18 protein-coding genes are annotated in these 25,760 nt (G+C 42.4%); 8 read left to right on the top strand and 10 right to left on the bottom strand.

The genetic code is table 11. The annotated features are described in order from the left end of the window. Positions 1 to 89: 89 nt before the first annotated feature. Entirely contained in the window at positions 90 to 2,693 is a 2,604-nt protein-coding gene (locus WN50_RS30885; protein WP_053221482.1) for a GGDEF domain-containing protein, read from the top strand. A gap of 59 nt (positions 2,694 to 2,752) precedes the next feature. Here WN50_RS30885 and WN50_RS10570 read toward each other — a convergent pair whose 3' ends face one another. Together WN50_RS10570 and WN50_RS10575 are read right to left on the bottom strand one after the other, a co-directional pair. Next, positions 2,753 to 5,941 (bottom strand): alkaline phosphatase, encoded by a 3,189-nt coding sequence (locus WN50_RS10570; protein ID WP_046280083.1) that lies wholly within the window; start codon positions 5,939 to 5,941, stop codon positions 2,753 to 2,755. A gap of 654 nt (positions 5,942 to 6,595) precedes the next feature. Then, positions 6,596 to 7,096, bottom strand: coding sequence for a DUF4168 domain-containing protein (locus WN50_RS10575; RefSeq protein ID WP_049559043.1), 501 nt, complete (start codon positions 7,094 to 7,096; stop codon positions 6,596 to 6,598). 447 nt (positions 7,097 to 7,543) lie between these two features. Between WN50_RS10575 and WN50_RS10580 the strand changes: the two genes are divergently transcribed. The 3 genes from WN50_RS10580 (at position 7,544) to WN50_RS10590 (ending at position 10,782) form a co-directional block, all read left to right on the top strand. After that, positions 7,544 to 7,747, top strand: coding sequence for a hypothetical protein (locus WN50_RS10580; RefSeq protein ID WP_046280084.1), 204 nt, complete (start codon positions 7,544 to 7,546; stop codon positions 7,745 to 7,747). Between the two features lie 249 nt (positions 7,748 to 7,996). Beyond that, positions 7,997 to 8,851, top strand: coding sequence for a peptidoglycan recognition protein family protein (locus tag WN50_RS10585; protein ID WP_235440909.1), 855 nt, complete (start codon positions 7,997 to 7,999; stop codon positions 8,849 to 8,851). Positions 8,852 to 9,264: 413 nt separating this feature from the next. After that, complete coding sequence (locus WN50_RS10590) at positions 9,265 to 10,782, top strand: haloacid dehalogenase-like hydrolase (protein ID WP_235440910.1); 1,518 nt, start codon at positions 9,265 to 9,267, stop codon at positions 10,780 to 10,782. Between the two features lie 66 nt (positions 10,783 to 10,848). Here the strand turns inward: WN50_RS10590 and WN50_RS10595 are convergent, their stop codons facing one another. From WN50_RS10595 to WN50_RS10605, 3 genes are all read right to left on the bottom strand, one after another. Then, positions 10,849 to 11,160 (bottom strand): hypothetical protein, encoded by a 312-nt coding sequence (locus WN50_RS10595; protein WP_046280086.1) that lies wholly within the window; start codon positions 11,158 to 11,160, stop codon positions 10,849 to 10,851. 640 nt (positions 11,161 to 11,800) lie between these two features. Further along, on the bottom strand, positions 11,801 to 12,439 hold the full coding sequence (locus tag WN50_RS10600) for a peptidoglycan-binding domain-containing protein (RefSeq protein ID WP_049559046.1): 639 nt from the start codon (positions 12,437 to 12,439) through the stop codon (positions 11,801 to 11,803). Between the two features lie 69 nt (positions 12,440 to 12,508). After that, entirely contained in the window at positions 12,509 to 13,792 is a 1,284-nt protein-coding gene (locus tag WN50_RS10605; protein ID WP_046280102.1) for a M16 family metallopeptidase, read from the bottom strand. A gap of 316 nt (positions 13,793 to 14,108) precedes the next feature. Between WN50_RS10605 and WN50_RS10610 the strand changes: the two genes are divergently transcribed. Further along, on the top strand, positions 14,109 to 15,296 hold the full coding sequence (locus WN50_RS10610; RefSeq protein ID WP_046280087.1) for a class I SAM-dependent methyltransferase: 1,188 nt from the start codon (positions 14,109 to 14,111) through the stop codon (positions 15,294 to 15,296). A gap of 380 nt (positions 15,297 to 15,676) precedes the next feature. Here the strand turns inward: WN50_RS10610 and WN50_RS10615 are convergent, their stop codons facing one another. Both WN50_RS10615 and WN50_RS10620 read right to left on the bottom strand, forming a co-directional pair. Beyond that, a complete protein-coding gene (locus WN50_RS10615) occupies positions 15,677 to 16,177 on the bottom strand; it encodes a 2TM domain-containing protein (RefSeq protein ID WP_046280088.1) in 501 nt (166 codons plus the stop codon). Positions 16,178 to 16,286: 109 nt separating this feature from the next. Beyond that, positions 16,287 to 17,858, bottom strand: a complete 1,572-nt coding sequence (locus WN50_RS10620; RefSeq protein ID WP_046280089.1) for a PQQ-binding-like beta-propeller repeat protein — start codon at positions 17,856 to 17,858, stop codon at positions 16,287 to 16,289. A gap of 146 nt (positions 17,859 to 18,004) precedes the next feature. Here WN50_RS10620 and WN50_RS10625 point away from each other — a divergent pair, with 146 nt between their 5' ends. After that, the gene (locus WN50_RS10625; protein WP_046280090.1) at positions 18,005 to 20,071 is read left to right on the top strand and encodes a thioredoxin domain-containing protein; all 2,067 of its coding nucleotides are present in this window, start codon (positions 18,005 to 18,007) and stop codon (positions 20,069 to 20,071) included. Between the two features lie 120 nt (positions 20,072 to 20,191). Further along, positions 20,192 to 21,196: an AI-2E family transporter gene (locus WN50_RS10630; RefSeq protein WP_046280091.1), complete on the top strand. Its 1,005-nt coding sequence runs from the start codon at positions 20,192 to 20,194 to the stop codon at positions 21,194 to 21,196. Between the two features lie 22 nt (positions 21,197 to 21,218). On the opposite strand, the gene WN50_RS10635 is transcribed toward WN50_RS10630, so the two are convergent. The 3 genes from WN50_RS10635 to hslO form a co-directional block, all read right to left on the bottom strand. After that, positions 21,219 to 21,542 (bottom strand): hypothetical protein, encoded by a 324-nt coding sequence (locus tag WN50_RS10635; protein WP_046280092.1) that lies wholly within the window; start codon positions 21,540 to 21,542, stop codon positions 21,219 to 21,221. A 24-nt stretch (positions 21,543 to 21,566) separates the two neighbouring features. Beyond that, on the bottom strand, positions 21,567 to 23,870 hold the full coding sequence (locus WN50_RS10640; protein WP_046280093.1) for a hypothetical protein: 2,304 nt from the start codon (positions 23,868 to 23,870) through the stop codon (positions 21,567 to 21,569). Between the two features lie 254 nt (positions 23,871 to 24,124). Then, entirely contained in the window at positions 24,125 to 25,057 is a 933-nt protein-coding gene (gene hslO, locus WN50_RS10645) for an Hsp33 family molecular chaperone HslO (protein ID WP_046280094.1), read from the bottom strand. A 266-nt stretch (positions 25,058 to 25,323) separates the two neighbouring features. Between hslO and WN50_RS10650 the strand changes: the two genes are divergently transcribed. Continuing rightward, the gene (locus tag WN50_RS10650; RefSeq protein WP_046280095.1) at positions 25,324 to 25,728 is read left to right on the top strand and encodes a hypothetical protein; all 405 of its coding nucleotides are present in this window, start codon (positions 25,324 to 25,326) and stop codon (positions 25,726 to 25,728) included. The last annotated feature ends 32 nt before the right edge of the window (positions 25,729 to 25,760 follow it).

The following is a 25,760-nucleotide window of genomic DNA, read 5'->3' on the forward strand; positions in this document are numbered from 1 at the left end:
GGCGAACAGTTACAACTTTTGAGTTTAAAATATAAAATAAAAACCCTGGTATTAGCCGATGTTAAAACATCTGTTCTAGTGTAGAAAATATGAAAAATTTAAATCCTGCTATTGTTCTTGGGAAAGAACAACTGAGTCAAATTATCGAGATATTACCCATTGGGGTAGGGGTAATTTATCAAGAAACTGGCTACACCTATCTTAACCGAAAGGGAAGAGCATTGCTTGAACAAGAGACGAGCAATAACTTGTCTGTTGAGGAACTGTTCAAAACCTACCCCATTTATCGCTCAGGAACAGAAAAACGTTATCCTTATCAAGAATTACCCATTGTACAAGCATTAAAGGGTAAAACCGCCAAAGCAGAAGATTTAGAAATTCGGACTCAAACAAAAGTTATTTGTTTAGAAGTAGAAGCAACTCCTATTTTAGACGAACAAGGACAAGTGATTTGTGCAGTTGCTACCTTTGAAGATATTAGCGAACATAAACGCATAGAAGCGGAACGTTTGAAAGCCGAAAACGCCCTTTGGGAGAGTCAACATCGCTTTGCAACCTTAGCAAAAGCCGCGCCAGTGGGAATTTTTTGTACAGATACCCAAGGTAAATGTTTATACGGTAATCATATCAGTTTTGAGCTGATTGGTCTATCTCAAGAAGAGTCAATGGGAGAAGGATGGACAAAAACCTTACATCCCGATGATATAGAACAGGTCACAGAAAATTGGTATAATTTTGCATTAAATGGAGTTCCTTTTAACTGTGAATATCGTTTTTTGCATCCTGATGGTCGTATTATTTGGGTATACGGGCAAGCCGTCGCCGAAACTGATATTAATGGCAATATAATTGGTTATGTGGGAACCATAACAGACATTACGGCGAAGAAACAAACTGAACTCGCTTTACAGCAAAGTGAAGCCAAATATCGCAGGTTAGCCGAAAATGTTCCCGGTGTAATATATCGTTATCTCTTGCATCCAGATGGTCGAGATGAATTTACTTATATTAGTCCTCGGGTTGAAGAATTTTATGGCTTTAAGGCGGATGCGGTGTTAGAAAATTCGGCGATTATATGGGATACTATCTGGCCAGAAGATGCAGAAAAAATACGATTTTCCACGTTAATTTCTTGTCAAACGTTGCAAGCTTGGTCAGAACAATATCGCATCACTAAACCCCAGGCGGGTGAAATCCGATGGATGGAAGCTTTTTCTGTGCCAGAAAAACAAGCAAATGGCGATGTGATTTGGGATGGATTTATGATTGATATTAGCGCTCGTAAACAAGCCGAAGACTCCTTAAAAGAACGAGAAGCCTATTTACGAATGGTCGTGAATAATGTTCCCGTAATTTTGTGGGCGACAGATAACAATGGTATTTTTACCTTATCAGAAGGCAAAGGTTTAGAAGGATTAGGATTAGAACCAGGGGAAGTTGTCGGAAAATCAGTCTATGAAATTTATGGAAACTTCCCAGAGATAGTTGCTGGGATAAATCAAACCTTAACAACGGGTACTTATTATCATGTTCAAATTGAAGTCAAGGGTCGATTTTTTGAAGCATTAGGAAATGCGTTTTATGATGAGCAAGGTAATTGTTTAGGGATGATTGGTGTGTCATTTGATATTACCGAACGTCAGCAAGCTGAACAAATTTTAGCAAATTATAATCAAACTTTAGAAACCCAAGTCGCTGAACGGACAGAAGCCCTGTGTAAAAGTGAAGAAAAATTCCGGGCAATTTTCAATCAAGTGTTTCAATTTATTGGGTTAATCAAACCCGATGGAACTGTGATTGAAGCGAATCAAACAGCCCTTGATTTTGCGGGTATAAAACTTGAGGATATTATGAACAAACCCTTTTGGGAATGTCATTGGTGGACGATTTCACCCCAAACTAAACAGCAGTTAAAAAAAGCTATTTCTAAAGCTGCACAAGGAGAATTTGTTCGCTATGAAGTCGATGTACTCGGAAAAGATAGAATAGCAACAATTGATTTTTCAATTCGTCCAATTCGCAATCATCAAGGCGAAATTATATTATTAATTCCTGAAGGGCGAGATATTACCGAACGCAAACAAATGGAAGAAGCCCTGCGAGAAGCCAATCTCGAATTAGAACGTTTAGCCACCTTAGATAGTCTGACTCAAGTTGCAAACCGTCGTTATTTTGAACAATATTTCAACCAAGAATGGAAACGACTCAGCCGCGAACAACAACCCTTATCCTTAATTTTGTGTGATGTCGATTATTTTAAACGGTATAACGATCATTACGGACATCCAGCCGGAGATGATTGTTTAATTCAAGTCACTCAAGCAATGCAAGTTTCCCTTAAACGTCCAGCCGATTTACTCGCCCGTTATGGAGGAGAAGAATTTGTGATTATTTTACCCAATACTAACTTAGCCGGAGCCATTAATGTGGCTCAAGAAATTCAACAACAAATTCATCAACTTTCTATTCCCCATGCCAAATCAGAAGTGAGTCAATATATTACTTTAAGTTTAGGAATTGCGAGTTTTATTCCCTCAACAAAACAGTCACCCGCCGACTTGATTGCGGTAGCCGATGCTGCTTTGTATCGAGCAAAAAATCAAGGAAGAAACTGCATTTTCCCTTCAGTTCCTCCAACAGTTTGGCAAAATATAGGCTGTGAATACTTAGCAACTCCTCTTGTTAGTGAGTAGCAGAAAACCCCAGTTTCTTACCAAAAAACCCGGTTTCTCAAAGAAACCGGGTTTTTAAACTAGAAAGGATCATCAGCCGTTAAACCAGCCGCATTAACTCCCGTTAAAATCGCTAAAATCTCGCTACCAAAGCTAACTTCGGTATCACTTCCGACTTGAGAAATCGAGAGTTGATCGGCACTGAGATCGCCTTTTAAGCCTAACAAATCAATTCCGACTTCAAAATCAACAATCGTATCAATTCCTTCACCAACCGCCAAAACAAAGGTATCAGAACCCTGGCCGCCAGAGAAATCATCCCCAGTTAAGGTATCATTTCCTAAACCGCCATCGATCAAGTCATCGCCATCATCGCCCCAGATGCGATCGTTACCTTCATCACCAAACAGTTGGTCATTACCCGCTTTACCGCCAATTTGGTCATCACCCAAACCGCCGTAAATGATATCGTTACCGCCAACCGTACCGCCAGGAGAACGGCTATTTTCGTCACCTCGGAGAGTATCATCCCCTTCTTCACCGTAGATGATATCATCGCCTAAACCGCCTGCGGCCAGATCATCACCAATATCCGCCCGGATCAGGTCATTGGCTTCACCACCCACTAACGTTTCATTTTCCGGTGTACCATCAATTAAATTGGGGAGAACATCACCAAACAGCGTCCGGTACATGATCTCGTAAATTCCCGTATTATCAACGGTACTCGGCAATAAATCCGCATTCAAACCGTAGGTTTTGGAAACAATACTTCCCGCAAAGTCCGGTGTTCCCACATAACCAATGCCAAAGGGATACTGATCGCCATTGGCGTCGGGTGCAGAAATAAACGGTTCAGTATCTCGACCACTCGCCCCATCATAGGGAACTTGAATGGCATCGGAACGATCTGCTAAAGTCGGGTTTACACTCACCGTTCCCACCGTTTCACCACTGCGATCGGCAATTTCTAGACCGCCTGCATCGCTATCAGCCGCCGTAATAATCAAGGTGTTGGGGTCTTGGTTATCAACGAAGTCCATCGCTACCCCGATCGCATCATCCGCCCGTTGCATTGCTTCTACAAAGCCGCGAGCGTTATTATTGTTGGGGAAATTATCGGTGCCTTCTTCTTCCATCACCACAAAGAAACCATCGGGATCTTTGGATAATATCGGTAAAGCCGCTTCTAACATTTCGGCAATAGTGGGCGGATTTTCATTTCCGGGTTGACCGTAATTTTCTAAACCTTCCGCAAAGTTCGCCTCTTCGGTAGTGTCGTTGTAGGTGTCTGTCGCCGCAAAAATCCCCAGAACTTTTTCGGTATCTTCGGGTAAACTTTGCAGTTGTTCGCGGGTATAAACAATGGTATAACCGAGATCTTCGGCTTCTTCAATTAAGTTGCGACCATCTTCGCGGGTACCAACTTCGCCAAAGAAACCCACTTCTCCGACGGGCAGATAATCAATTTCACCGCCTCCGAAAATAATATTAACCCCAGATTCAACAATTTCTGCGGTAATTTCTTCGGTTGCACTGCGATTTTCAACATCAGCTAAAAACGCCCCGGTTCCTGGTTCAGCGATAATACCAGAGTTAATAATAGCAGTTGCTTTTCCGGCTTCGATCGCTTCTTCCATGATCGTCATGCCCCGCATCCCGGAACGAGAAATGACGGGAACACCATTTTCATCGAAGCCAAAAGAAGGCGCAGGGGCTTTGGTTCCCGTCGCGTGTGTTACCGCCCCAGAGTTGGAGGTTCCCACCAGTTGGTCTTCCATGTGTCCGAGATAAACCCCGGCATTGGACATCATATCCCAATTTAAGCGACCATCCGGCCCGACTTCCACAAAACGGGCTGCCGCATAATGAGAAGGACTGGTACCGTCTGGGTGGATAAAGATGACGTTTCCGGTGTCTTGAGTGGCTTCAGGGGCGCTTTGAGGCGGTTCAGCCGGAACAGGAGAAGGCAATTCCACATCAAATAGCGTTTGGTACATGATGCGGTAAATGTCGGTGTTATCCAAAGTGCTGGGTAACAACTCCGCATTTAACCCGAAGGTTTTAGCAACAATACTGCCTGCAAAGTCCGGTGTTCCCACAAAACCCACACCAAAGGGATATTCATTGCCATTGGCATCGGGTGCAGAAATAAACGGTTCAGTATCGCGTCCACTTGCGCCATCATAGGGAACTTGAACAGCATCAGAGCGATCGGGTAAAGTGGGGTTAACGCTAACGCTGCCAACGGTTTCTCCTCGACGGTCTGCAACTTCTAAACCACCCCCATCACTGTCTGCTGCGGTAATTAACAGGGTATTGGGTTTAACGTTTTCGATGTAGTCTTGAGCGACACCAATGGCATCATCAGCGCGTAACACGGCTTCGATGGTACCCCGTGCGTTATTATTGTTGGGGAAGTTGTCGGTGCCTTCTTCTTCCAAGACAACCATAAAGCCGTTCTCGTTTTCTGGGGAGAACAGATCCAAGCCTAATGTCACTTCTAACATTTGGGCGACAGTCGGCGGATTTTCGTTTCCGGGTTGACCGTAGTTTTCTAACCCCGCTTCAAAGTTTACTTCTTCGGCAGTGTCGTTGTAGGTGTCTGTTGCTGCAAAAATCCCCAGAACTTTTTGAGTGTCTGCGGGTAAACTTTGTAGTTGTTCGAGGGTGTAAACAATGGTATAACCGAGATCTTCAGCTTCTTCTACTAGGTTGCGACCATCTTCGCGTCTTCCAACTTCGCCAAAGAAACCAACGGTTCCAACGGGGAGATAGTCGGTTTCGCCTCCCCCTAAAATAACATTAGCACCCGATTCGACGATTTCTGCGGTGATTTCTTCGGTTTCGCCCCGGTTAACCACGTCAGCCAAAAATACGCCTGTTCCCGGTTCGGCGATAATCCCCGAGTTAATAATAGCAGTGGCTTTCCCCGCCGCGATCGCTTCTTCCATGATCGTCTGTCCGGGGTCAACGCCCAGGTCGGGGCCACCGAGTTCAGGACTGAGGCCAGACAGGGAAACAATCGGATCGCCATTTTCATCTAAACCGTAAGATCCAGCAAAGGGTTTAACGCCCATCGAGTGAACCACCGCCCCGCCGTTGGAGGTTCCCACGAGTTGATCTTTCATGTGTCCGAGATAAACCCCGGCGTTGGTCATGTTGTCCCAGTTGAGGCGACCATCTGGCCCTTCTTGCACAAAACGACCCGCAGCAAAGTGAGATGGACTGGTACCATCAGGATGAATGAAGATAACGCTATTAGACATTTTGATCGCTTATTAGGGTAGATGCGGACTATTTTTTGAATGCAAAAACTGACTTGAGTTTGAAGTGACTTTGTTCAGACTTCAAAGCTCAATTGAGAAAACGAACTGATTGCTACAACTTACCGTTGCACCCAGATGAATGGAATTAGAATCTCTAGAAAAGTTTCCACCTAGATACTGTATTTCAACTGGATTAAATAGAGTTTATGATGAAGTTATTTTTAGGTTAAACTTATAATTTTTCAAAAACTTTGACAAACAACAAAAATTCCTTTATCTTAAAAATGATAGGGTTTAGTTAATATTGGATTGGGCTTTAATATCATGTCCGGATAATTAGTGATAAAAAACTTTCTCATAATCCGACTCTTTCTTCTTCTTGATTTCCTCGGTGACTCGGTGACTCCTCCTCCTCTTTCTTCTTCTTGATTTCCTCCTGACTCCTGACTCCTGACTCCTGACTCCTCTGTCGTTTATTTATAACTGTTCAACCGGACATGATATAACAGTGCTGATCTAAGCATAAAAAAAGTAGAAAGCTCAATCACTCTCTACTATAATCTTGAAAAATTGATATTGATTGATGGAGTAGAAAAAAGTTAAATTCTTACGACGGTAATCTATAAACCACTCCATAGGTTAATCTAACCTCAATTAATTTTGAAGCATTTGTTCAACTTGTTGTTTGAGTGCGGGATTGGCTTGAATGGCGACGATAATTTCTTGAAATCTTTCGACTTCTAATCCTTGACTTTGTACCGCTTCATACTTCTGCGTTTCTGTATTTTCCAGAATCTCTCTAACTTTCACCAATGCTTTGTCAAATTTCTGCTGTTCTTCAGCCGAAACCCCACTAGAGGCAGATTCCTGACTTTGCTGGCTTTGTCCAATCTCAACAAATCTTTGGGGGGTTAAACCCTCTTCTTGAACAGCTTGAGCCATTCTCTGTTCAGCTTCAACTTCAATTGCTCGTAGCTTCTTAAAGGCTTCCGCAAATTTTTGTAATTCGTCCTGAGTTACTTGCGTTGGAGAGGCGGCTTGTGCTAAAACAGACTGCGGAACAGAAGTCAAAGTTTGACTATGAGCCGGGAAACTACTAATACTAAAGAGAACAAAAGATCCAGCTAGGCTTCTCAACAGAAGGGATTTGAGCATGATTTTTTCCTTGAAATTACACGTGTGGCAACCTGCCTCACCTTGATAGCCCCATTGATGGCTCTCGACCTGATGGGAGAACTGATCTGGAATTTACCCGTTGTTCAGCAATAATCTCCCGTTCAAGAGTTGAACTTGTGAATCAAACGGACAGAATCACGAAAATTAGTCATTCTGCCTTGGGCTTAAAGTCAGTGACTTGACAGTACATAGAACCCCACGACTTCACGTTAGCACCTATCTAAAATTCCGACAAGCTAAATTCTAAGTATTGTGTAACTTGTAACCCAATCAATTGATCAACCGGAACAAAAAAGGAAAAATCCGGTATAAATTGTTAAAAGAATCGAGGGGGAGATGACATTCTCCAACTGCATAACTAATAGAAGGCAAGATGTATATAGAGATGAACCCCCTATAGGCGGATCTCAAACCCGGAGAAAAGCGATGAGCAGTGAACTAATGGAATGTCCTAAATGTAACAAGCAGACCCTAATTCAGTATCAAAGCGATTTATATCAGTGTCTAAGCTGTGATTTTGAACTAGACTTTTCTCAACCCATAGAGGAAGACTATCAAGAAGAAGATGATTCAGGAAGTGGAATTTTGGCTTTCTTTGTCGTTGTTTTTACAATCTTTGCCTTGATTTGAGGGAGTGGGAAACTTGAGGAAAAGAAATATATAGATCAATCATCTATAGTTTTCAGGTTTTGGGATAGGGATACAGGGGAAGAGGCAACCCGAAAACAGCGATCGCCATTTTTAAACGCTCAAATCATTAACAAGAAATAAAGTTTGGGCTAAACTGATTTTGAATCAAATTTAACGGATGGCTTGCTCCGCTTCTCTATGAAACTCCCACGACCCCCCCTGATTCTACTGTTTTTGTGCTTGGTGACGATGATTGCCACCGTTACACTGACTCAAAATGATCGCGTCATCGCTCAAGAATTTCCTCGTCCTGCTGTTGAACTCGCCAATCAAAATATTGGCTTACTGGAAACCTGTGGAACCCGACCCCAAGCGAAGCGTCCGGGTAATCCCGAATTAGGGCCTGTTGTCGAAGTTCCGGCTTCTCTCTATCGGTTTCGTCGTCCTGTGAACTGGCAAAATTCAGCAGCCACAAGCAATTATGCTCAACCCAGTTCAGTCGGTGCGCCGAGAGAATATCAAGCCCTCGCCAACCGCAGCAACTACGGACAACGATATCTCTACGATGTCAATGGTAAACCGGTGACGAATACTCCGATTGTCGTGCTGCACGAAACGGCAGCCACAGCTCAAAGTACGATTAATTTTTTCCAAACCTATCACACCTCTGAAGAGGATCAAGCGAGTTACCATACTTTAATTACGCTCAACGGCGATGTTGTCTATATTGTTCCGCCGGACTTGAGAGCATTTGGCGCGGGAAATTCTATATTTCAGGGAGAAGCGGTGCAAACTGATGCCAAGTTACCGTCTTCTGTGAATAATTTTGCTTATCATGTTTCTTTAGAAACGCCTCCGAATGGGCTAAATGGCGGCTCATCTCACAGTGGATATACGATGGCGCAGTATCAATCTTTGGCTTGGTTAGTCGCTCAAACAGGCCTACCGGATGATCGCATTACCACTCATAAAGCAGTAGATCGTTCGGGAGAAAGGTCTGATCCGCGTAGTTTTGACGAACAGTTATTCTTTCAATTGCTGCGTAACTATCCCCGAACTCGAGAAATTGTGATTGGCTGTCAAGCTTCTTATCGCAATCAATAAATTTTTTTTGACAAATTTGATGGATTGGAAGTATACTAACCATATGCTGTAAAACAACTTGGTTTTTCCAGCATTATCAGCTTCTCAGTATTTCTGGGAGATCATAGCTTTGACATTTGTATAGCCGTTCAGATTGGGTTCAAAATTTTATCTATTTTTTAAGCCAGACTGTTTCTTTTTCATAGGCTGAGAATTAATCTCAGGGTGTTACAAGTCTATGAGAAATAAGCTTGGTGTTGGGCTTGAGGTGGGTTTGCTATTTTATCAGGGTAGAACATTAAGATAATGCTCTACCCAAGGTTGTTGTTGATTAGTTTTCAAATCAGGATGACTCTACTTTGAGAGATTCTATCTCTTCAAGGTTGAGTTAACTTTTTACGGGTTAAGTTTTTACGGGGGGTTATTTATTAATAATGAGTCTTGTTCAACCCGAATTACAACCGGAAGTATCTCCATTTAAACGTTCACCTTCTGAAGTTGAAGATTACCTTGAAACTTCAGGTGAAGACTGTTTAATTTTGCTCGATTTAGATGAAACGCTTTTTCTACGAAACTCAACAGAAGAGTATTTGAATACCCTAAAACCTCGGATTTTAGGCGCAATACTGCTGATTTTGTTGGATGTTCTCAGACCTTGGAATTTTCTACCGGGCAACCTAAAAGGAGAAGTCTCTCGGGACTGGTTGCGAGTTATAATTTCAACTCTAATCTTTCCTTGGACAATGTTGTTCTGGCAGGGAGAAGCCAAGAAACTGGCTGAACTCTATAGCAATTCACAGCTAGTTAAAATGCTAGCTCAAAAACCCAAATCAGCAATCGTAATAACGACTTTGGGATTTAATCTCATTGTTGATCCACTGATTAAGCATCTTCCCTTAGAAGTGAGTGGGACTGTAGCCTGTCGGTTTTGGCGAGGGGGTGCCGATCGGGTCAAAGGAAAGTATCAGTTAGCCGCCGATCAATTGGGTAAAGAGCAAGTTGCCCAGGCGATCGCTATTACAGACTCTCCCAACGATAACCCTTTACTTGCTGCTGTTGCTGAACCTTATCTAGTGACTTGGCCTGAAGCGGAATATGTTCCCGCTTTGTCAAACACTTACATTCCTTTCTTCTACTTAGAACGAATTAAACGACCCGGTGAGAAATACTTTCTGCGGGTGATTCTGGCAGACGACTGGCTGGTACTGATTTTTGCAACAAGCTGGATCAGTCCTGTACCCGTTTTACACGCTGGTATGCTGTTGTTCTTCCTGCTGTCGTTTTGGTGTATTTATGAAGTGGGTTATCTCGAAAATGATCGAGTCGCCGAACAATTTGAAAAAAGCCCAATCCTTTCCCATACCTACTCTATCTATAAAAGAGAGATGAAATGGCAGCAACCTTGGATTTGGGCGGCAATTTTAGCAATTCCTGGGTTGTTCTTGCTAAACTCAATCCAAAGTCAATTTTTCCTGGAGTATTTCACGAATCCTATGACGATACCAGTCATCAGTGTAACTCTATGGATTGCTTTGCTGGTGCTGGTGCGAATCAGTTTTTGGGTGTATAATTATATTGATAAGCAAACGCGAACGTGGCTGTATCTGATTTTGCAGGCTTATAAGACCTTCGGCTTTTTACTGCTGACCCCAACGAACGTAGTCGGAACTTTGCTTTTTTCTGCTCAAGTTCTCAGCCGTTGGATTTGTTATTTGACCTATCGTTACGCTCACAAAGATTGGTTAAACCTTCCGGGTGAACTGCTTCGTTGCTTGATTTTCAGCTTTCTGTTGATGGCGATCGCAGTGGGAACAAGAGATGTTCATGTGTTGTGGAATGGACAAGCTTTTGTAATTTTTATCTGGTGTTTGTATCGAGGACGACTTCAACTTTTGAGCATTTTGAATCAAGCTCATTGTATTCATCAGGATCGGTGGGAAGTCAAACCTTAAATCTTCGATTTTTTTAGCCTGGGGTTAGCAGCATTTTCCAGCTTCTCCCAGGCTGTAATTTAAGGATTAAACTCCCAAACGACCCGCAGCGCCCCGTTGTAGGGCTGTGACGCGCTGTGTATTAGAAAAAATGCCTTCTCCTTGCAGTTGGGTGAGTGCTGGCTTAATTTCAACTTTAATCACTTTCTGGGTGGAGATCATCACTGTTTGTTCCGCGAGGTGAAAGATTAACCAAGGTTGGTTTAACATCTGCTGTAACTGTTGTCCTAAATCATTTGCAGCTATTGGAATGCTTAATGTTTCTGTTTGACCATTTTCATAATAAAACGTTAGCTGTGTATTACTGGTTTGCATTGCTGCAAAAGAACCTTTTGCCATGATTAAACCCTCAAGTTAAATAGTTGACATCTTCTATAGCAGTACAAAATTCGGTTAGGACATTTCTACATCCTAGAATCCTTTCATAGTCTGCTGTTGCCTGTTCCCTGTTCCCTGTTCCCGATTCAAGTAGCGCTATAGCAGTTAAATTTTAATCTAAAAATTCCCCTCACCCAAAATTTAAGGCCTAGTAGGAGGCTACTAGACCTTAAAGATAATTTTACTAAGTTGACTCAAGCAGATTGTAAGGAAGTTAGATAGAGGCAAATTAGTTGAAGATTAATTAGGGTTTACACAACTGACAACCATCTCGGCTAACAGGCCTGATTTTAAGTCGATACAGACTTTGATTATGACACTGACCCCAAACTCTACTCATAACGGGTTGAATCTAGAGAAGTTTTAGGGGGGCGAATTACCCTCTACAGCGTCAACAAGATATAGGCTGATGATGTGAACCAGAGGGGTTGTACAGAAGTTGATTAAAGCAGAGGGACACAACTTTAATCGGGGAGTTTTGAATAGCGGTTTGGCTTTCAATGTGTCCTATTAATTTAATAAGTTAGCATAGCTTTTCTCAGAGAAAAACCCCTCTCAAAAAAAGTTGACATAGCTTAACATCTTGAGACATTGAGATGATTTAACGCAAAATAACAATCCACGTTTGACCCCCCACAACTCCATCGGGTTTGAGTTTATACTGTTCCTGAGCCGCTTTAACCGCCGCTAGGGTTTGCGGGCCGAAAACTCCATCGGCTTGACCTCGGAGAAACCCCTTAGCCCGCAAACGTTCTTGTAGTCCGACAACGGCTTCTCCCCGCATTCCCAAGCGCAACACCGGAAAACTGGCTCTGGCGGTTGATGAATTTTCTTCAGAACCCGCAGGGGAATTACAAACACAGTCTGTAGCCTGCGAGGTTGGCGCTGAAGAGGTCTCATCCGGTGGAAATAGGCTATCCCATGTGGCTTGGTTCGTCACGCCTGTAACGGGCAAATTTGCCGCAGCTTGAAATTCAGACACGGCTTTGGCGGTACTTTCGCCATAAACCCCATTCACCTCTGCGGTGTAGTAACCGAGCAACTTGAGAGCGGCTTGTAACTCCGAGACTTCTACCCCTTGGCTACCTGTTCTGAGAACCGGACGGGTTAGGTTTTGTTGAACTAATTTTACGTTAGGGGTTTGAGCGATCACAGGGAAAGCTTGAACGATCGCGAACCCTGATGTCAAACTGATGAACAACCCACTCAACACAATGTCAATGTATTGCCGCAACTTCACAGCACTATTCCTCCACACCAAAACTAATCATACTGGATGGAATAAGCCCGAAAAGAAAATTTAAGCAGGTCAGTTGAACGCTTGCACCGCAGTTTCCGGGCCAACGAGAGACAGATAGGGTTCCATCACAAAATAATGATCAGCCGCAGCATGAACATCATCGGCGGTTACTGCTGAAACATCAGCCTGAAACTGGGTATCAAACTCAATTCCTAACCCTAAACTTTCATACCAGCCATAGACTTGGGCGAGTTGAGCATTCGTTTGTTTTCCGAGAGCATATTGACCGAGAAGTTTATTTTTGGCAACTTGTAATTCGGCTTCTGTCAGAGGAACTTTAACCAAACGTTCGACTTCTGAGCGTAAACTGTCTATAGCGATCGCGGTATTTTCCGGTGCTGTTCCCATGTAAACGACAAATTGGGAGCAGTCTAAACGAGTCGGATAAAAAGCAGAAACATCATAGGCTAAACCCCGCTTTTCCCGCAATTCGACAAACAGACGACTCGACAGACCATTTCCTAAATAGGTGTTGAGCAGTTTCAAAACTGCATAGTCTGGACTATTCACCGAACAGGTGAGATAGCCTAACATCATCACAGATTGTTGCGTTTCTTGGGAAATAACGGAGGCTTGAGGATTGGGAGTTAGAGTGGGTAAAATTAATCGGGGTAAGGGTTTTTCCTCGGTTTTCCAATCACCAAAAATCTGATTGACTAATTCTAGAGCTTGTTCAAAGGTAATATTCCCGGCGATGGAAATAATCAGTTGATCGGGGCGAAAATAAGTTTGGTGAAAGGCGACGATATCCTCACGACTCACTTGAGAAATGGTTTCTTCTGTGCCTAAACTTGAGAAAGCGTAGGGATGATCCCGATACATGATCTGGCGCAGGTGATCAAAGGCGACAGAAAAGGGTTGTTCCTGCTGAGAACGAATTCCTTGAATGGTGATCCGTCGCTCTAATTCTACTTCTTCTGGGGGAAAGGTTGGCGATCGCAACAGTTGACCGGCTAAACTCAGAATATCCGCAAAGTCTGCACTGACTGTTTTGAGACTGATCAAAAAATAGTCGGTTGAGGTATCCGCACTCAGACGGGCGCCAACAGACTCAACTCGTTCGGCTATTTCTAAAGAAGACTGATTTTCTGTTCCTTTTGTCAAGGCTGCGGCTAACAGATGAGACAGTCCGGCTTGATTTCGGGTTTCCCAGCAACTTCCGGTTCGTACAAAGATGCGAGTCGCCACAATGTCTGCTGCTGGGTTTTCGGTTACTAAAACCACAATGCCATTGTTGAGAACTGTACGATGGATGTTCCGGCTTGAGGTTGTTTGAGTTAACGTTTGAGTCACAGTTTGTCGGTTGGTCTTGGTTAGAACGTGATTTCGGTGTAGGTCTGTCTGTTTTTGAATACAGTTAGACTCAGGGTTGAAAAATCTACACCACATACCCCTTCATGGCTCTATCATTATTTTGATTTAGCTGTTGTCATACTCGATACGATTAGGCTTTCACTGAATCTCTTGCTAGCTTAGACTAGGTTGGTGCGATCGCAGACCTTTTTGTTATCCGGTCAAGGCTGAGAAGGTTGAAGCCGATGAATCAACCGAGATCAGCCGATTGCCAATCTAATCAAAGTTACAAAATTTGTCCTGGAGGTTCGTACTTATGAATACTATATCTCAATCCACCTGTCCAGTGTGTGGGTCTTCGGAATGGAATATATTTTTTGAGATGGCGGATGTTCCAGTTTTCTGCAATCTTCTGTGGCCCGATCAACAAGACGCGCAAAATTGTAACCGAGGGGATCTGCATCTGGCGTTTTGTTCTCACTGTGGTTTTATTAGTAATGTGGCTTTTGATCCGGCTCGTTTAGAGTATACCCAATCCTACGAAAATGCGTTGGATTTTTCACCTCGTTTTCAAGAGTATGCTAAATCTTTGGCGATGCGTTTAATCGAACGTCATCATCTTCAGGAGAAAACGATTCTCGAAATTGGCAGTGGGAAAGGAGAGTTTTTGATTTTACTGTCTGAACTCGGAAATAATCAGGGAATTGGTTTTGATCCCAGTTATGTTCCGTTAGAAGAACATCAAAAAGCACAGGATAAAGTTGAGTTTATTCAAGACTATTATTCAGAACGTTATGCTGAGTATCAAGGCGATTTTATTTGTTGTCGGCATACGTTAGAACATATTCCGCAACCGATGCAACTTTTGAAATCAATTCAACACACGATTGGAGAGACTAAACCGGGGATTTTCTTTGAGGTTCCCAATGCTTTAGATACGTTTGAACGCTTGTCAATTTGGGATATTATCTACGAACATTGTGGTTATTTTTCGCCTGTTTCTCTGACTTATGCGTTTTCCTGTTGTGGATTTGAGGTCGATAATATTGAAGAAGACTTTAACGGACAATTTCTCTGTATTGAGGCGCATCCGGGTGAAATCGTAACAACGTTAACGGCAGAACAAACGGAAAAGGTTCAACAATTCGCTGAAGAGATTCAACGATTTAAAACTGTATTTGATCAAAAAATTCGGACTTGGAAAAACAAACTGGAAGCTTATGTTGCGGAAGGGAAACGGGTTGTGGTTTGGGGTGCAGGTTCTAAGGGTGTGACCTTTTTAAATTTCCTCAAAATGCAAAATCCCATTGAATATATTGTTGATATTAATCCTCGCAAACAAGGAATGTATGTTCCCGGAACCGGACAAAAAATTGTTCCGCCGGAGTTTTTGTCTGAGTATAAACCGGATGTTGTGATTGTGATGAACCCGATTTATCAAGATGAAATTAAAACAATGCTGGCAAATATGGGTTTAAACTGCACCTTAGAAACAGGCGTTTAGGAGACAGTTTACAGGGATGTTGGGGCGAGTTCCGAACAGATGTATGTCTTGACAAAAATAACTGATATAAACCTGCCCTAACTTCCAGTTATTCGTATTCTGAACATAATCACTGTGGGGGGCGGGTTTATGTAGATTATTGCTCAGAAATAGGAATGATTGTGGAACCCGCCCCTACGCCTACTGGTCACTGTTATTAACTAACTGTCAAGGGCGGGTTTATGTAGATTATTACTGAGAAATAGGAATGATTGTGGAACCCGCCCCTACACCTACTGGTGACTTTTATTAAGAAACTGTCAAGGGCGGGTTTATGTAGATTATTACTGAGAAATAGGAATGATTGTGGAACCCGCCCCTACGCCTACTGGTCACTGTTATTAAGACTGCCATCCTTTCAAAACTTTCTCGGCAATGGTATTAAAGGACTGTCCGAGTTGTTTTTTGATTTTCCATCGACTAAATGCTTTCTCGTATTCTTCCCCTTCAGTTTGATAGGTTCTCCAGGCACTCAAGGCTAAGAATAAACCCCAGATTAACATAATTGACAGCGCAAAGGCAATCCCCTGTGTTGTCACCAAATTGAGTAAAATTAGAAAAGCACTAACAATTCCAAATTTGATTAAGTCCTGTCCCAATTTCTGATGACGTTGGGCATTAAAAATCAGTTTTTCGTGAGAGTCTTGTCTCGAAAGATGCCATTCTTGTTCCGCCAGCGCTAATTCACCGGGAGAAATGCCCAATTCTGCTGCAATTTCCATCAATTGAGAGCGAGACAGTTCTCCGTCTTCATCTTTTTTAGCAAAAGCAATCTTGAGAATTTCCTGGGCTTCTTGTTGAATATAAGTTTGTTGAGTGATCGAGTTTTCGGATGTTTCCATCGTGAGTTTCCCATAGGCTAACTTCTCCTGATTTTAATATTACCAAATCCTTCAGAGAACTGTGAAACGGCTAGGGGGGGGATTTCTCGACTGTCAAGGGCGGATAATATTAACCTCCCAAGGTGTACAACCAACCATCTCGCCCACAGATGATAATTTTGCCATCCCAGACAACCGGGGTAGACTCAAAGGAAATTCCGGGTTTAAACTGTCCCACTTGTTCGACTTTCAGGCGATAATATTCTCCTGCTGCATTTTCTAAGGCGTTGGAGTCATCGGGTTTGGCGGTTTCCCACTCTAAATTAAACAGATAAACGCCATTATATCCAGCCGTGACTAATTTATAACCATCGGTAAAAATTGGTGTAGAAATTGAACCGCCAATTCTTTGTTTAAAGACGATAACAGGTGTATTATAAGTTTGTTGTAATAACGGCCCTTTAACTTTTTGACCTGTGATTTTATCCTGAGAACCAATATAAAGATAGCCATCAATAGCGTTCGTTGCAAATAAAGCGGGAAAACCATCAGGGTTGTATTCATCGTTCAAACTAACAGAACCAATAATTCCCCCTTTCCAACTGGCTAAATTTGTATTTCCTGTGGGTAAAAACCATTCAACGCTGTCTTCAGGTAGTTTATCGGGATTGAGTTTTATCACACCACCTTGGCCGGGAATCCGTTCTTTTTCAATCGTACAAAAAAGCTGACTCGATTTTGAAATAGCAACCGTTCCATCTAAATCTGAACCGATGTCAAAATCCCAGATTATTTTTCGTTCATCTAAACTAATTCCATAAATATGTCCTGAACCCGCAGCTACAAAAATACGGTTATCCAGTCGAGAGGGTGAAGCTTCACTGATAATATTTCCGCCCTGTCTTTTCACATCTGAGGAACTATAAAGTTGAACTTCTGATAATATTTTGGGTTGCCGAAAGCCTAATTTTTTTTGAGCGGCTTTTGTCGAACTGCTGAGGAAGTAACCGATGCTATTTTCTCCCGCATTAAAAATAATATCATCACCGAGATATAATGCTGAACTGTCATTATCTTGGCTATAAGAAGCTGTTTTTTTTATATTCAGTTTCCAGAGTTCTTGACCCGTTCTAAAAGAAATTGCTCGAAAACTGGGTGCAATTCCATTTCGGGGTCTACCTGTTCGACTGCCTTGTAAAATCACAATTTGATTGTCTATGGTTGCTGTTTCATCAATATAAATACTCGAAGAACCTTTAATCACATCATCAAATTTATATTTCCAAATTTCTTCGTTTGTTTCAAAATCTATCTTTCTTAAATGATGATCATAGGCACCAATAACTAAATAGATTTTACCTTGATCGCGTGTAATTGTGGGTTGTCCTGTCCAACCAGCCCCACTCCAAACTTTTCGGGTACTCCCAACATAAGTTACTCCGGTTCCCAGGGGAAATTTATGGATAATATTCAAGCCTTCAGGAACCCCTCGACCATAAAATCGTCTCTGAGGATTCCCCAAAAAAGTCGGAACTAATAAATCGGTTCCGGCTTGCAAATAACTGACAATTTTATTAAAGCCATTGCTGATATTCTGTTCTTTTAAACGGGGTTTAAAAAAGTTTAAAAACGTTCCCGGAAACAAGGCACTGATTAAAAATTGAGCTGAATATTTGTGGAATTTTCGTCTGGATAGGTTCATCGACTTAAGGGTGCAATTCTAAAAGCAATCATTATTAAACCATGAATTGCTCTGATTGGTAGAAAATGTAAGTTGCCTAGAGTTTTGGGGTCATTTACGCTAAACTAGAAGACTAATAAGCGGACTCAATATGAGCAGGTGTTCCTATGGCTAACCGTCTTGCCCAGTCCAAAAGTCTCTATCTTCGCAAACACGGGGAAAATCCCATCGACTGGTGGCCCTGGTGCGATGAAGCCCTGGAAAAAGCCAAGGGTGAGGATAAACCCATTTTCCTTTCGATTGGCTATTCTAGTTGTCATTGGTGTACAGTGATGGAGGGTGAAGCGTTTTCGGATCGGGCTATCGCTCAATATATGAATGAGAATTTTGTCCCCATCAAAGTTGACCGCGAAGAACGGCCGGAAATTGATAGTATTTATATGCAAGCGCTACAAATGATGACGGGTCAAGGGGGCTGGCCGTTAAATATATTTCTCTCTCCTGATGACTTAGTTCCCTTTGTTGGTGGCACTTATTTTCCGGTTCAACCTCGCTACGGACAACCGGGTTTTATAGAAGTTTTGCGACGAGTCAGGAATTTTTATAATACAGAAAAGACTCGTTTGCAAAATCTTAAACAAGAAATTCGTAATGCTTTAGTTGAATCAACATTATTACCTGCTTCTCAACTGAGTGAGGGTTTATTACAACAAGGTTTAACAACCAATACAGGCATTATTAGTCGCAATGATTTCGGTGGGCCGCGTTTTCCAATGATTCCTTATGCGGATACGGCTTTACATGAAACTCGATTTGATTTGGAATCTCGTTATGATAGTTTACAAGCTTGTACTCAACGGGGAACAGACCTCGTTTCTGGGGGAATTTATGACCATGTAGCGGGGGGTTTTCATCGGTATACGGTTGACCCCACTTGGACGGTGCCGCACTTTGAAAAAATGCTTTATGATAACGGACAAATTGTTGAATATTTGGCTAATTTATGGAGTAAAGGCGTTACTGAACCTGCCTTCAAACGATCAATTTCAGGAACAGTTAGCTGGTTAAAACGAGAAATGACTGCATCAAAGGGATATTTTTATGCGTCCCAAGATGCGGATAATTTTACCACTCCTGAAGAAGTTGAACCGGAAGAAGGGGCGTTTTATGTATGGACTTGGCAAGAATTAGAGGAGATTCTTTCACCGGGAGAATTTGGAGAATTGCAAGCCAAATTTACGGTTACAAAAGCGGGGAACTTTGAAGAAAAAAATGTCTTACAGCGTTGGAATTGTAATGAACTGAGTAAACAATTAGAATCAGCCTTAGCAAAATTGTTTGCAGTGCGTTATGGTTCCAAGCCTGAAGATTTAGAAACGTTTTCTCCCGCTACAAATAACCAAGAAGCTAAATCAAAAAATTGGCCTGGTCGCATTCCTCCCGTCACAGATACTAAGATGATTGTGGCTTGGAATAGTTTGATGATATCCGGTTTAGCGAGGGCGGCGACGGTTTTTCAACAGTCAGAATATCTGAAAATTGCCACAACAGCCGCACAATTTATTTTAGAGAATCAATGGGTGGATGAACGACTGCACCGGGTTAATTATGATGGAAATCCTGATGTTTTAGCCCAGTCAGAAGATTATGCGTTATTGATTAAAGCCTTAATTGATTTACATCAAGCCAGTGTATTAGACGCGAGTTTTAAAGCCCCCGAATATTGGTTTGAAAAAGCGGTTCAAGTTCAACAGGAATTTGATCAATTTCTCTGGAGTTCAGAATTGGGCGGTTACTACAATATCGGAACAGATGCAGGGAACGAATTATTAATGCGAGAACGCAGTTATATTGATAATGCAACCCCTGCGGCGAATGGAGTTGCAATGGCGAATTTAGTGCGGTTATTTTTGCTAACTGAACAGTTAGACTACCTCGACAAAGCCGAACAAGGTTTACAGGCATTTAGTAGTATTATGGAAAAATCCCCCCAAGCCTGTCCGAGTTTATTTGTGGCGTTAGATTGGTATCGTAATAATACCTTAGTCAGAAGCAATGTAGAACACATTAAAACCTTGAGTTCTCAATACTATCCGGTAACGATTTTTAAAGTGGATACTAACCTTCCTGAAGGGGTAACGGGGTTAGTTTGTCAGGGGTTGAAATGTAAGAAACCCGCTAATACCTTTGAGGAAATGCAGCAACAACTTCAAGAGAGTCAAACTCGTTCATAGAAGATTAAAAATTCCTGGTTTCTCAAAGAAGCCGGGATTTTTTTTGTCATTTAGGATTGCTAGAGGTCAATTTATGCTTAAATAAACGGTATGATTCTCGTCAAAATTTATTTAAGGTAAATGTTAGAAGATTTAAACTCAATTTGGAAACGGGTTAATAGTTCAATGTTGCTGCGTTTCCTGTTACTGTTTGCTTGCGGTTGGGTGGTTGTTCAACTGATTGATTATTTCTACTCTGTTATTACAATTTTTACGATTTCCGCAACGTTGGCAGCTTTATTAAATTATCCGGTTCAAAGCCTTTCTCGTTATATTCCGCGTGGATTTGCCATCGCTGTTACTTGTATCATAACCTTTGGATTATTAATAGCTTTAATTGGTATACTCGGTGCAGAAATTATTAACCAAGGACAGGGATTTGTAACCAGTTTACTGAATTTTTTACAGGATTCTGATGTTAATCCAATCGAAAACTTTTTAGATTCGATTAATATTGAAAGGATTATTCAAACCTTACAAACCGGATTGCTAACAGGTTTAGGTTTACTTCAAGGCACATTTTCAAACTTTTTAACCTTAATTTTTATTGTTGTAATTTGTGTTTATATGCTGATTGATGGAAGTAAAATTTGGTCAGCTTGTTTAAAAATATTACCTGTAGAGATTCGCGAGCGCTTTTCTGTAACGGTTCAAGAAAGTTTCATTGGTTTTTTTCGTGTTCAGTTTTTATTAGTGCTATTTTTATCAACTTCTGGGTTTATTGTTTTTTCAATTTTAGGTATTCAATATGCTTTATTTTTGAGTATTATTTTAGGTGTAATTGATCTGATTCCGGGTATTGGTGGAACATTATGTGTGATTGTCGTGAGTTTATTAGTGTTTCTCTCTCAAGGGGTTTGGATGGGGGTTAAAGTGTTAATTGCAGCAACAATTTTACAGCAAGCTCAAGATAACATCATCTCTCCTAAACTGATGAAAGATAACTTAAATATTAATCCTGTCTTTCTGTTCTTTTCTCTGTTTGTCGGGGAAAGAATTGCCGGAATTTTAGGCGTATTTCTCGCGATTCCGATTGCTGGAATGCTGATTAGTTGGTTGAGTGAACCCCAGGAGGAAGACAATTAAATAGAGAAACTGAAGTCATTTTTTATTCAGTTGTTTCTTTTTTTGGACGGGAAAACATAGCTTTAAACCAACTGGTTTTACTCAGACTATTTCCCCACATCACAATTCCCGTTGTTAACATCAACAGCAACCCCAACCCATTCAATAAAACATAAACAGGTTCGAGTTGCTTTCCGAGATATTCTCCTTCGTGAATCACCATTAAAAAGTGAACTTGATCGCGAGATAAACCAAACCAACTCTTTCCTAATCGATAAGCGACACCTGTCGTTGCCGTAATCAAAAACGGTAGCATAATAATCGGAGCGAGTTGGCGATGGAATTGGCGAAGTGTACGAAGGTTCATAGGAGATTTGTTGTTTAAAAGTCCTTATCGAATATCTGAAACTTTGTTAACGGTGATCGGTTTATTCAACTCCACAGAATCATTATAAATTTCAGAAGGCGAAATTTGGGGTTGAAGAGTCGGTGTTTGCTGAATGGGTTGATAGGGTTGGCTATTGTAGTCCTGATAACCATCCTCATTATTGTAATTGTACCCGTCATCATAATTCCCGTAGTCATTGTAATCGTTAGATCTCGGAGGAGCAGGTTGAGGTTCAGGTTCAGGTTCAGGTTGAGGAGGCGGAGGGTTCAACCATCCTTCCCAGGTTTGAATTTGAGGTTGAGCCGCATTAAACGCATTTGTTCCATAAGGAATTTTCTTCAACGTAGCGATCGCCGCAGGTAAATCATAAACTGATTGATCCAAACCGATGTCTAAGATTTCCTGACTCCATTCCCCAATTAAACGATCCGCACGTCCCCGCCAAGAACTCGAAGGAGACACTTGAGAAGCCAGTTGAATCGCTTTGACATAACTATCTACGGTACCACTAGCGGCGATATTTTCTGCATCTTGAACATTTTTAGTATCTTGAAGTTCAGCTTTCCATCCATCAACCTTCATTTTGGCTTCAGGATAGAGTACAATTCCGGGTTTAATCTGTTCAGCCACCGAAATGGCTTGGGCTAAATCCCCGTCTGAAGCGATTTGAACGGCTCGATCTAAAATGGGTTGAAATTCCAAGCGTTGGCTTCTTTCTGCCCACTCAGAAATTCGATCTTGAGCTTCATCATAAAGCGCCCGTCCTTGGCTAATTTGTTGCGCTTGAGAAATCGCTTCTTTGAGGGATTTCACATCTCCAAAACTGGCTAATTGATCGGCATTTTCTAATAAAGGTCTATCTTCTATTTCTTCTATTTTCTGATTCCAACGCACCATCTGAACCTGGGCATCGTCGCCCCGAGGATTAGAAGTCGGAATTGATCGCAGTTCAGCAACAGCAGCTTTTAAGTCTTTAACAGCACCAGAACGGGCTAATTTTCGAGCTTTTTCTAAAGTTGCCACATCCGAGATCGCCTGTTGCCAGTCGCGAATATATTGTTGTGCTTTATTATGAAAAGGACGACCGACATTAATTTTACGAGCTTGAGCGATCGCATCTTTCAAGCCTTCTACCGTATCCAACGAGGCGGGAATATGAGCGCGAGATAACAAGATAAAATCTTCAACTTCTTTATCTAAATTCCCCCGTTTGGGGATTTGCTGCGCCATATTAATTGAGCGTTGCCAATCTCCTGTTTTTAAATTTTCTTCTGCTAAATTCAGAGCGGTTTTGCTGTATTCTGTAATCGCCTTTGTCGCGCGATCATAGAGATAACTTTCTGAACCAATTACCTCTGCTTTTTTGATCGCTTCAATGATATTATCAAAACCACCTTGTTCAGCAATTCCTCGGGCTTCTGCCAATTTTTTGCTTTCTTCACGAACAATCTGAACGAAATCGGTCAGTTCTTGATATTTGGTTGTTTCCCAATATTGATTTCCCATATTCAGCAAACGAGTCGCTTCTCGAAATGCCAAATTCGTCTGTTCTTGACGCAAATGATCTTCAGCTTTGCGGTAAATACCCTCGGCTTCTTTCCAGAGATCGTTCCATTCTTTAATTCGTTCTTCTACCTTCGCCATTGCTGGGGTATCTTGAGGAACTTTGCGAGCGCTTTCTATGGCTTTTTTCAGTTCACCTGCTTGAAATAAATTTTCACTCAAATCGAGAATATCCAGTGACCACTGTTCAATCCGACGGTTAATTTCAGGACGGAGGGGGTGAGTTTTCGATAAACCATCCACCAATTCAATCGCCACCAATAAATCTTGAACCGTTTCTTTTTTAGCGGCGGTTTCTGCACAATAAAGACGCAAAGAAGCCGAAGCAATCGGCCAGAAAATTTTCGGACAATTGGGTAAAGACGGCGATCGCAACAGCATCGAACTGGCTAAATATCCCACACCTCCCGGCGTTAAGATCATCAACACCAACCACAACGGCGTTAACTTCAGCACCAAGGCTCCCTTAGACTGTTTCGGCGCTCGGGGTGGCGGTTCAGGAATAGGTTCCGATGGAGGAATCGCTAAAGTCTGCGGAATCACAGTCTCCGGTTGGGGATCTGTTTTTGGCGGTTGAGTTGATTGTTCCTCAAGCCCCGACTCCAACAACGCCCGCAACTCTTTGAGTCGTTCAGCGCGACTTTTCCGCAGCGACAAGGGTTGCGCGGACAGTTGAGGATCTTTTCCTGGTTGCGTGGATAATCGTTCTATCCAACGGCTCTGTTTCTTGTGCTTTTCACTCATAGGTATGCTAACCCAAAACAGCTCTCACCACACAAACGCCTCGACTCCCGACCTGACAGTAGAAGTATGGGCGACAATCTACCGTAAATGAAAGGGGGAGAGAGGTTCAAGCTCAGAGTATAGCGGCCATTGGTATACAACAGCTTCAACCCGATAATTCCCATGCTCCAATCTCCCCCATCCTGGTTTGATCAGACCAGGGTTTTGATTTTAACTTCGATTCGACTGTCATGTACAACTTGAGCTAGCTGACATCAGAACAGAATCGATCTTCTCCGAATATTAGGGGAATCGGTTCGCGATCGCAACTCCTCAATCAGTTCAGAGAGATGATCGCCATTGGCTTGATAGACTTCCCCGCAAAATTCACACTTGGCTTCGGCGCCGTTGTCTTTGGCGATCATGTCCCGCAGTTCGGCTTCTCCGAACATTTTTAAAGCGTTCAAGACTCGTTCAAAGGAACAACTACAATCAAAGCGGACAAGTTGGGTTGTCGGTAGAATCTTTAAGTCCATATCTCCCAACAGGTGTTGGAAAATGTCGGGTAGGGTTTGACGTTGGCGTAATAGGGGAGTAAACCCAGATAAGCCTTCAATTCGAGATTCTAAGGTCTTTACTAATTCTTCATCGGTTGCGGCTTTGGGCAGGACTTGTAATAATATTCCCCCAGCCGCTTGTACACCCTCACTATCAACAAACACGCCCAAAACCAAAGCTGAAGGCGTTTGATCGGAGTTGAGAATATAGTAAGTCAGATCGTCACCAATTTCCCCAGAAATCAGTTCAACGGTACTTGAGTAACGATAGCCAAAGCCTTCATCCCGCACCACATAAACAAACCCATTGCGACCCACTGCACCCCCAACGTCGAGTTTTCCTTTTTCGTTGGGCGGAAGTTCCACATCGGGATTTTCTACATAACCTCGGACGGTACCATCTAACCCCGCATCAACGAGAACTCGACCCAGGGGGCCGTCTCCTTTGATTTGAATGTTGACTCGGGATTCAGCTTGCTTCAAACTCGAAGCAAGTAACAATCCTGCGGCCATTGTCCGACCGAGCGCTGCCGTGGCAACGTAGGAAAGTTTGTGGCGTTGTTTGGCTTCTTCGGTTAAGCGGGTGGTAATGACTCCCACCGCCCGGATTCCATCCGACGCCGCCGTAGCGCGAATCAGTTGATCAGCCATGCTTACATTTCTTTACACTGCCTATTTTTAACCATTGTAGTTTTTTCCGGCGTCTTGGCTGAGGGAGAGTGCGATCGCTTACCATATAAGACAGTGAACAGGCAATCATGCAACAGGCAACAGGCAACAGGCAAGAAACTATTAACTGTTCACTGGTCACTGTTAACTGAAAAACTGGTCACTCTCTTGCAAACTGTGCTTCTGGCGGAAACCGCGCCCGTCGCAAGTTTGCGCTGATAACTGGTCACTGATAACTGTAAAAGACTATGCTGGGTACTTTTCAACAAAGCAATCTTCGTATTGAAGTCGAAGCGTCAGAAGCGGCGATTCGAGATAGTTTATTACGCCCGAGTCAGTTTCAACAATGGTTATGGCCCCAGCAGTTTTCTCCGGGACTCCCGGAACAGTTTCAAACCGGGATGATGTTTACCAGTTCTATTGGGCCTGTTACCATTCAACATTATGTTGATGTCGCTGAGTCGAACTGTCTCCGTTTGTTACTGAGTCGGGGAATTGATGGTTTTCACGAATGGTATTGGGGCGAGGGTTGGCTTCAGTCCCGACTGGAAGGAATTTCGGTGATTCCATTGAATTTAGGTCAAACGATTAATTTAATGCGATTAAAAGAATTTTTGAGTCAGCAAAATAAGGTTGGGGCGGGTTCACGTTAACCTTTGATACCTACAAACAATTCAGATAAACC

Source organism: Limnoraphis robusta CS-951, assembly GCF_000972705.2.